The sequence below is a fragment of the Streptomyces phyllanthi genome, from assembly GCF_009377205.1.
Classification (GTDB): Bacteria; Actinomycetota; Actinomycetes; order Streptomycetales; family Streptomycetaceae; genus Streptomyces; species Streptomyces phyllanthi.
Genome location: NZ_VJZE01000432.1, coordinates 1 through 7,781, shown reverse-complemented (window position 1 = coordinate 7,781; position 7,781 = coordinate 1). Strand labels below are relative to the sequence as shown.

Annotated in this window: 8 protein-coding genes; 5 read left to right on the top strand and 3 right to left on the bottom strand. The window is 71.7% G+C overall.

Annotated elements, in window-relative coordinates:
* Positions 1-56 precede the first annotated feature (56 nt).
* The 3 genes from FNH04_RS36940 to FNH04_RS36930 form a co-directional block, all read right to left on the bottom strand.
* Positions 57-620, bottom strand: a complete 564-nt coding sequence (locus FNH04_RS36940) for a DUF4396 domain-containing protein (RefSeq protein ID WP_152790209.1) — start codon at positions 618-620, stop codon at positions 57-59.
* 205 nt (positions 621-825) lie between these two features.
* Positions 826-1,557 carry a DUF305 domain-containing protein gene (locus tag FNH04_RS36935; protein ID WP_152790208.1) on the bottom strand — a complete coding sequence of 244 codons (732 nt, stop codon included), beginning with the start codon at positions 1,555-1,557 and terminating at the stop codon, positions 826-828.
* A gap of 91 nt (positions 1,558-1,648) precedes the next feature.
* The gene (locus tag FNH04_RS36930; protein WP_322724918.1) at positions 1,649-2,113 is read right to left on the bottom strand and encodes a DUF6153 family protein; all 465 of its coding nucleotides are present in this window, start codon (positions 2,111-2,113) and stop codon (positions 1,649-1,651) included.
* Between the two features lie 177 nt (positions 2,114-2,290).
* On the opposite strand from FNH04_RS36930, the gene FNH04_RS36925 reads away from it, so the two are divergent.
* The 5 genes from FNH04_RS36925 (at position 2,291) to FNH04_RS36905 (ending at position 7,697) form a co-directional block, all read left to right on the top strand.
* On the top strand, positions 2,291-2,659 hold the full coding sequence (locus tag FNH04_RS36925; protein WP_322724916.1) for a BlaI/MecI/CopY family transcriptional regulator: 369 nt from the start codon (positions 2,291-2,293) through the stop codon (positions 2,657-2,659).
* Entirely contained in the window at positions 2,656-3,582 is a 927-nt protein-coding gene (locus FNH04_RS36920) for a M56 family metallopeptidase (protein ID WP_152790206.1), read from the top strand. The genes FNH04_RS36925 and FNH04_RS36920 overlap by 4 nt, the downstream gene beginning before the upstream one ends.
* A 163-nt stretch (positions 3,583-3,745) precedes the next feature.
* Positions 3,746-4,270 carry a hypothetical protein gene (locus FNH04_RS36915; RefSeq protein ID WP_152790205.1) on the top strand — a complete coding sequence of 175 codons (525 nt, stop codon included), beginning with the start codon at positions 3,746-3,748 and terminating at the stop codon, positions 4,268-4,270.
* A gap of 890 nt (positions 4,271-5,160) precedes the next feature.
* A complete protein-coding gene (locus tag FNH04_RS36910; RefSeq protein WP_152790204.1) occupies positions 5,161-6,378 on the top strand; it encodes a PLP-dependent cysteine synthase family protein in 1,218 nt (405 codons plus the stop codon).
* Positions 6,375-7,697 (top strand): MDR family MFS transporter, encoded by a 1,323-nt coding sequence (locus tag FNH04_RS36905; RefSeq protein ID WP_322724913.1) that lies wholly within the window; start codon positions 6,375-6,377, stop codon positions 7,695-7,697. The genes FNH04_RS36910 and FNH04_RS36905 overlap by 4 nt, the downstream gene beginning before the upstream one ends.
* The last annotated feature ends 84 nt before the right edge of the window (positions 7,698-7,781 follow it).

Sequence of the window (7,781 nt, the reverse complement as noted above, 5' to 3'; positions counted from 1 at the left end):
GCGGGTCGGGGTGCCGGCGGAGACGTCTCTGTGGTGTTCTCCGTCGGGTCCGGGCGTCAGTGGTGGGAGTGGACGACGGCGTGGCCCTTGCCCCGGCCGATCATCCACTTGTTCACGGGTGTGGTGACCAGGAAGGCGACCGCGAATCCGCCCAGGAGGGCCGACCAGAACAGCCCGTCGGACAGGTGGGCGTCCATCGCGCCCGGGGTGAGGGCGATGATGGCGTTGTCCACGAGCTCCATCACGGCGATCGAGACCGTGTCGGCGGCGAGCGCCACCTTGATCGCGGCCTTGAGGTCCAGGCCGGCCCGGAGTACGGCGAACAGCGTGAACGAGTAGCCGAAGACGAACGCGAGCGCGATCGCGAGGACCATGGTCGGGATGTTGCCCCACAGCAGGGCGGTGCCGATGACCATGCCGAGGATCTCGCCGATGGCGCACCCCGTCAGGCAGTGCAGCGTCGCCTTCGCCGCCGTGCCCCAGGAGGCGGGCGCCTCCCCGCCGTGATGCGCGGTGTGACCCATGTGGTCGGCGTGACCGGCGTGACCGGCGTGGTCGCGGTGGCCTTCGGGAGCGGAGCGGTCGTGCGCGGAGCCGGTGTGGCGAGTGGTGTCGTCCATGGCCTTCGTCCCTCTTCCTGTCCGGTGTGGCCCGTGCTGTGGTTCGACGCTCGCAAAGATATACCCCTGGGGGGTATATGGCCAGCAGGGTGCCGCCCGGGGTCCGCGGACGCGAGCGCGGGTCCCGGGCGGCGCACTGTGCGACGCGGGTGGTCGTACGGCGCGGGGGCGAACGTACGGCGCGTCGGCGGGGGTTGCGAGCGGGTCAGAGCCGGTCGAGGATGGCCTGGAGCTGCTCGACCTCGGTGGACTGGCCCTTGACGATGTCGCCGGCCAGGTTCACGGCGTCGGCGTTCTTGCCGTTCTTCTGCTCGGCCTCGGCCATGGTGATCGCGCCCTCGTGGTGCTCGATCATCATCTCCGCGAACATCTCGTCGAACTCGCCGCCCTTCATGGCCTTGAGCTCGTTCATGTCCGCGTCGGACATCATTCCGCCGCCGTCGCTGTCCGCGCCGCCGTGATCCATGCCCGGCATGGACTCCACTGCGGTCGGCTGCTTCCAGGACTCCAGCCAGCCCTTCATCGTCGTGATCTCGGGATCCTGGGCCTTCTCGATCTTCCCGACGATCTTCTTGATCTCCGCGTCGGAGGCCCGGCCGTCTGCCAGCCGGGCCATCTCCAGGGCCTGCTCGTGGTGCGGGATCATCATCTGCGCGAAAGCGACGTCCGCGTCATTGAAGCCCGTGGACCCGGATTCGGATCCGGACCCGGCGGTTGCCGACGCCGACGCCGACTTCGAGTCGTCGCCGCTCCCGTCGTGGCCCATGCCGTTCATGTCATCCCCGTCGCCGCCGCACCCGGCGAGGAACAGGGCGCCGGCGGTGACGACGCCCGCGACGGCGATACGGCGGGTGGCGGGCTTGCGGAGCAGGGTGCGCGCGAAGGCGGTCCTCGTGAGGGAAGGCCTCGTGAAGGAATGCCTCGTGAAGGAAGTCATGATCGATTACCTCGTGTCGCTTCTGTTCTGTGGCTGTTGGCGTGGGCGAAGCCGCGGGCCGCGCGTCGGGCGACCCGCGAGAGCGTTCGGCCTACAGCCGCAGAACCGACAGAGAGGTGAGATCGGGTCTGCGTGGCGGAGGGCCGGGCCGCAGGGCTGCGGCGATCCGGGCGAGAAGCCTCGCCCACCGGTCCTGGTCGCGGGCGAACGCCGACTTGAGGAGCGCGGCGAGCGCCCAGGCGCCGAACAGGACCGCCACGCACAGCGAGAGCATGTCCATGGCCATGGCGGGCGGGTGAGTGGCCGGGGAGTCCGTCGGCCCGGTGGCGTGGCTGCCCGTGACCGTGAAGGCCGGAGCGTCCATGGGTCCGTGACCCGCCGGAGCGGCCCTGTCCGGCGTCCCCGTATGGCTGGCCGAATGCCCGGACGCGTCGCGGGGGTGGCCCACGCTGTGCATCGCGAAGACGCCCAGGGCGAGCACCACGACGAGCAGCAGATGCCCGAGGGCGCCTCCTGCCCGTACGTACCGGCCCGCCTTCACCTGGAACTCCTTCACTGGTTGCGCCCTGGACGTGAGCTGCCTTGCCGTGCGCCACTCTACTAAGCTGGTTGGCAGTATAGGTCTCCGGTGTGGGACGGGGCGAAGGCCCCGCGACTTACGATGAGCCTTCACTGGTCCCGGAGGGTTCACGGCCCCGGAGGGGGCCGGCTTCCGGGGGTGAAGGGAGTGGTCGTGCGTCGGCTGGGTGAGCTGGAGGCGGAGATCATGCACCGCCTGTGGGCCTGGGGGCGTCCGGCGACCGCGCGTGACGTGCTGACGGACATCAGCAAGCAGCGTCCCCTCGCCTACAGCACCGTCAAGACCGTGGCCGACATCCTCCACGGCAAGGGCATGCTCAAGCGGCACAAGGAGGGGCGGGCCTGGGTGTACGAGCCCACCTGCACGCGCCAGCAGTACACGGCGGCGCTGATGCAGGAGGCTCTCGGGAGCAACCCCGACCCGGCCGGGACCCTCGTCAGCTTTGTGGAACAGATGACGCCGGAGGAGGCGGAGGCCCTGCGCTCGGCCCTCCGTACGGTCAAGAGGCGGAGCGAGGCATGATCACAGCCGTGGTCCTGGCCGGATACGCCGTGCTGGTGGGGGCCGCGGTGCCGCCCTTGCTCTCCCGGGCGAGCTGGACCCATCGCGCTCCGGCTCTCGCGGTCCTCGCGTGGCAGGGGCTCATGGCGACGTTCGTCGTCGCCGGAGTGCTCGCGGTGTACCACGCGGCTCTCGGGGAGCGGCACGCGCACGAAGGCCTCGCCGGGCTGATCACCGTCTGCGGTCTCCTCGTCGACGTCGTCGATGTCGCCGACTTCTCGGTGGGCGGGGCCGCCCCCGCCCCGGCCGACGCCCTGGCGCTCGTCGCCCCCGCCCTGATCGTGTTCCTGCCCCTCGGCCGGCTCGTGCGCTGCGCCTGGCGGGCGGACCGGGCGCGGCGGCGCCATCTGGACATGCTCACCCTGGTCGGGCGGCCGGCGCCCGAGTACGACGCCACGGTCCTCGACCACGACGTCCCGGTCGTCTACTGCCTGCCGGGCCGCCGCCGTCGGGTCGTCGTCACCCAGGGTGCCCTGGACGCCCTGTCCGAGGAGCAGCTGCGGGCCGTACTGGAGCACGAGCGCGCGCACGTGCGGGGCCGGCACCACCTGCTCCACCTGTGGGTGGACGCCTTCTCCCGGGCCTTTCCCGGCCTGCCGCTCGCCCGCCACGCCAAGGAGCAGACGGTGCTGCTGGTGGAGATGATCGCGGACGACCGCGCCCTGCGCCTGCATCCGCGGGAGGCGCTGGCCGCCGCGATGTACGAGGTGGCGGCGGGCCGGGTGCCGAGGGTGGCCCTGGGTGCCGGCGGGGCGGGCGCCCTGATCCGGCTGCGCCGGGTCCTGAGCCCCCAGCCCCGGCCGCACCGCGCGACCTGGCTCGGCGTGGCGGCGGCGAGTGTCGCGGCGCCGCTGCTGCCCCTGCTGGTGGCGTGCTTGCACTGAGCTTCCTGCCTTCCGGCATACTGCTAACCGGCATAGCGGAATCTGGCCGGGGTTGCCGCCGTCCGGGGCGTCGCCGAAGCAAATCGGTCATGTCCTTGGCGCGTTGGCGTGCTGCTGCCCGGGAGGTGCTGGATCAGGGCCCGCGAGCCGCTACGATCACGGCATGATTACGGTCCGGTCACTGCCGCGCAAAGCGTGGGCCCGTGTTTCCGCGGGTCTGTTGCTGAGGGTGCTGGCCATCGCCGTACTGCTGTTCGGCGTCGTGGTCACGCACGGAGTGACCGCCGAGAGCGTCAAGGGACACCTGGTGACCGGCGCGGCAGTGCCCACGACCGCGCCGCCCCAGGAGACCGCGGACTCATCGGACTCCACGGACTCCACGGACTCCACGGACTCCACGGACGAGCATGCTCTGCCTCGGCCTGCCTCGCAGGTCGAGCCGTACGTCGAGCCGTACGTCGAGCCGTACGTCGAGCCGTACGGGGAACACGGCTCGTCGCATCCCGGTGAGCACTGTGTATCCGGTCAGCCGCAACAAGGTCCGGTACTGGCGCCGCCGTCCTGTGCCGTGTCGGCCGGCGAACCGGCCACCTTCGGGGGCGCCTCGGTCAAGCGGGGCCTCAACGAGCCCGCGCTTCTCGTCGCCTCGCCGACGGCCTTGAGACTGTCCGTGGTCCAGCAGGTCTAGGAGCCGGGGTCTCCCCTCCCCGACATGGATCCGGCGCCGCGTCGTCGATGCCGTGCCACGCCCCCCACCCATGCCTGCCATCCCTCTGGTCTGCCCTGTCACCGCGGCCGAACCAGGGGGTGGACGCACGGAGGACCTGTGCCGACACACTCCCGTACGCCTGCCCGTACGCCCGCGTACGCCCCCCGGGTTCCGGCCGACCCGTGTGGGCCCCGCCTCCTGGTCGCCCTGTTACGTGCCGCTCTGCTGGTGGTGATCGGGCTCTGCGCCCTCGTCCACGGGCCGGGGCCCTTCGAAGGGCCGGGGCACCAGGCACCTGCCGTCACCATGGCGTCGGCGTCGGCGTCGGCTGCTTCGGCGTCGGCGTCTGCTTCGGCTTTGATGCCGACACCGGCTTCGGCGCAGATGGCGGGCGATGCCCTGACCCGCGGACCGCATCGACACCATGGGCACGCGGGCGGGCATGGGCACAGGCACGGGCACGGGAGCGAGACATGCGCTCTGGACGGGCCTGTCCGTACGACTCCCCAGGCCGATCGGCAACCACTCGTGGACGCGGCGAGGACGCCGGCGCTCCTCGGGCTCTTCGTGTCTCTGGTACGGCCGCCCGCGCACCGTCGGCGGCACCGGTCCCCCGGCAGGAGTACGGGAAGGAGCACGCTCGTCCGCACCTCCCGGTGGCGCATCTAGACCCCTCGCCCGCAGCCGGCCTCGTACCGGCTGCCGCGCCACGGCCGCACGCCCCGGACGGGGCTGACCGTCGACCGTCCCCGTCCCCGTGAGGCCGTGGCGCGAGATGAGCACGCACCGCGCATGCGCCGAGCACCCCGCGCATGCGTCGGGTTCATCGAGCGAGAGCGAAAGAGACAGCGAGAGAGATGCAGCCACTGATGAACACCACCGTCGTGCCCGACCCCCGTTCCGCGCTGTCGGCGCTGGTGGGGAACACGCCGCTGCTCCGCGTGTCGGAGCCGCTGACCCCCGCCGACCGGGGCTTCTGGGCGAAGCTGGAGGGCTTCAACCCGGGCGGCATCAAGGACCGTCCCGGGCTCCACATGGTCGAGCGGGCCCGCGCCCGCGGCGACCTGCGCCCCGGTGCCAGGATCATCGAGTCCACCAGCGGCACCCTCGGTCTGGGCCTCGCCCTGGCCGGAATGGTCCACGGCCACCCGGTCACCCTGGTCACCGATCCCGGTCTGGAGGCGTCCATGACCCGGTTGCTGACCGCATACGGCGCCCAGGTCAACGTGGTCTCCGAGCCCCACCCGACCGGTGGCTGGCAGCAGGCCCGCCGCGAGCGCGTCCAGCAGCTGATGGCCCAGCAACCCGGTTCGTGGTGCCCGGACCAGTACAACAACCCGGACAACACCACCGCCTACACCCCGCTCGCCCTGGAACTGGCGACGGAGATGGGCCATGTCGACGTCCTGGTGTGCAGCGTGGGGACCGGCGGACACTCCGCCGGTGTCTCCCGCGTACTGAAGCAGCTCTATCCGGAGCTGAAGGTGGTGGGAGTCGACACCATCGGCTCCACGATCTTCGGCCAGCCGGCCCGGCCGCGGCTGATGCGGGGCCTGGGGTCGAGCATCTACCCCCGCAACGTCGCCTACGGCCACTTCTCCGAGGTCCACTGGGTGGCCCCGGCCGAGGCGGTGTGGACCTGCCGCCGACTGGCCGCCTCGCACTACGCCACCGGCGGATGGAGCGTGGGGGCGGTCGCCCTGGTCGCCGGATGGCTGGCCCGCACCCTGCCCGAGGACACCCGGATCGCGGCGGTCTTCCCCGACGGCCCGCAGCGCTATCTGGGGACGGTGTTCGACGACGACTACTGCGCCGCCCACGGTCTGCTCGACGCTCCGCCCGCGCCCGAGCCCGAGGTGATCGGGCGCGTGGACGAGAAGGAGGCCACCCGCTGGACCCGGTGCACCACCGTGATCGACCCGCTGACGCCGACGCCCGGTCAGGCTGACGGCGGTGACGGCGGTGACGGCGGTGACGGCGGTGACGGCGATGCCGGGCGGGACGGGGCTGTTCAGGCCGAGGCAGGTCGGGGTAATGCCGGGCGGGACCACGCCGGTCAGGGCGACGCCCAGGAGGAGGGCCGGTGAAGGGCACCCTCGCGCAGGTACGCACGTACGAACGCAGCGTCCAGCTGCTGATGGTCAATCAGTTCACCATCAACCTCGGCTTCTACATGCTGATGCCCTATCTGGCAGCCCATCTGTCCGGCACCCTCGGACTGGCCGGCTGGGTCGTCGGACTGGTCCTGGGGGTACGGAACTTCAGCCAGCAGGGCATGTTCCTCGTCGGCGGGACACTCGCCGACCGCCTCGGCTACAAGCCGATGATCGTCGCGGGATGCGTGCTGCGCACGGTCGGCTTCGCGACCCTCGGCCTGGTCGACTCGCTGGCCGCGCTGATCGCCGCCTCCGCGGCTACCGGGCTCGCTGGGGCGCTGTTCAACCCGGCGGTCCGGGCGTACCTCGCCGCGGACGCGGGGGAGCGCAGGATCGAGGCGTTCGCGCTGTTCAACGTCTTCTACCAGGCCGGGATCCTGCTCGGCCCGCTCGTGGGCATGGTGCTGACCGGCGTGGACTTCCGGATCACCTGTCTGGTCGCCGCCGGGATCTTCGCGCTGCTGTCCGTCGTGCAGATCCGCGCGCTGCCCGCCCGGCGGGCCGAGAACGGCAAGGGCGACAAGGCCGGTGGCGACAGCGAAGACGGCAAGGGCCGTGAGAGCCTGCTCGCCCAGTGGCGCGGCATCCTCGCCAACCGGCCGTTCCTGCTGTTCTCCGGCGCCATGATCGGCTCGTACGTCCTGTCCTTCCAGGTCTATCTGGCGCTGCCGCTGGAGGTGCGCCGCCTGGGCGGGGACGGCGAGTCCGGTACGGCGGCGGTGGCGCTGCTCTTCGCGGTCTCCGGGCTGAGCACGATCCTGGGCCAGACGAGGGTGACGGCCTGGTGCAAGGCCCGCTACGAGCCGGGCCGGGCGCTGACCTGGGGGCTCGTCGTCATGGGCCTGGCCTTCGTGCCGCTGCTGGCCGCCACCGCCGTACCCGTACCAGGGTCCGGTCCGGGTCGGTGGCTGCTGGCCGCGGTACCGCCCGCGCTCACCGCGCTGCTGCTGGCGCTCGGCACGATGATCGCGTACCCCTTCGAGATGGACACCATCGTCCGCCTTTCCGGTGACCGCCTCGTCGCCACGCACTACGGGCTCTACAACACCATCTGCGGTATCGGTATCACCCTCGGCAACCTCCTCACCGGTGCCGCGCTCGACGCGGCCCGCGAGGCGGGGATGCCCGCGCTGCCGTGGATCACCCTGCTGGTACTCGGCTTCGCCTGCGCGGCCGCGCTGTGGGCCCTGCACCACACCGGCCGGCTGGCGGCCCCCGAGCCGCGGTCCCAGCCCGTCGCCGCGGTCTGACTCGACCCACCGACGGTCCGCAAACCGGTCCGCAAACCGGTCCGCAAACCGATCCGTGAACCGGTCCGTGCACCAGGGGCGGGC

What these genes read in the sequence shown, in the direction of transcription:
- FNH04_RS36940 (WP_152790209.1), bottom strand. Translation starts at nt 620, where the DNA reads ATGGACGACACCACTCGCCACACCGGCTCCGCGCACGACCGCTCCGCT.
- FNH04_RS36935 (WP_152790208.1), bottom strand. Translation starts at nt 1,557, where the DNA reads ATGACTTCCTTCACGAGGCATTCCTTCACGAGGCCTTCCCTCACGAGG.
- FNH04_RS36920 (WP_152790206.1), top strand. Translation starts at nt 2,656, where the DNA reads ATGATCACAGCCGTGGTCCTGGCCGGATACGCCGTGCTGGTGGGGGCC.
- FNH04_RS36915 (WP_152790205.1), top strand. Translation starts at nt 3,746, where the DNA reads ATGATTACGGTCCGGTCACTGCCGCGCAAAGCGTGGGCCCGTGTTTCC.
- FNH04_RS36910 (WP_152790204.1), top strand. Translation starts at nt 5,161, where the DNA reads ATGAACACCACCGTCGTGCCCGACCCCCGTTCCGCGCTGTCGGCGCTG.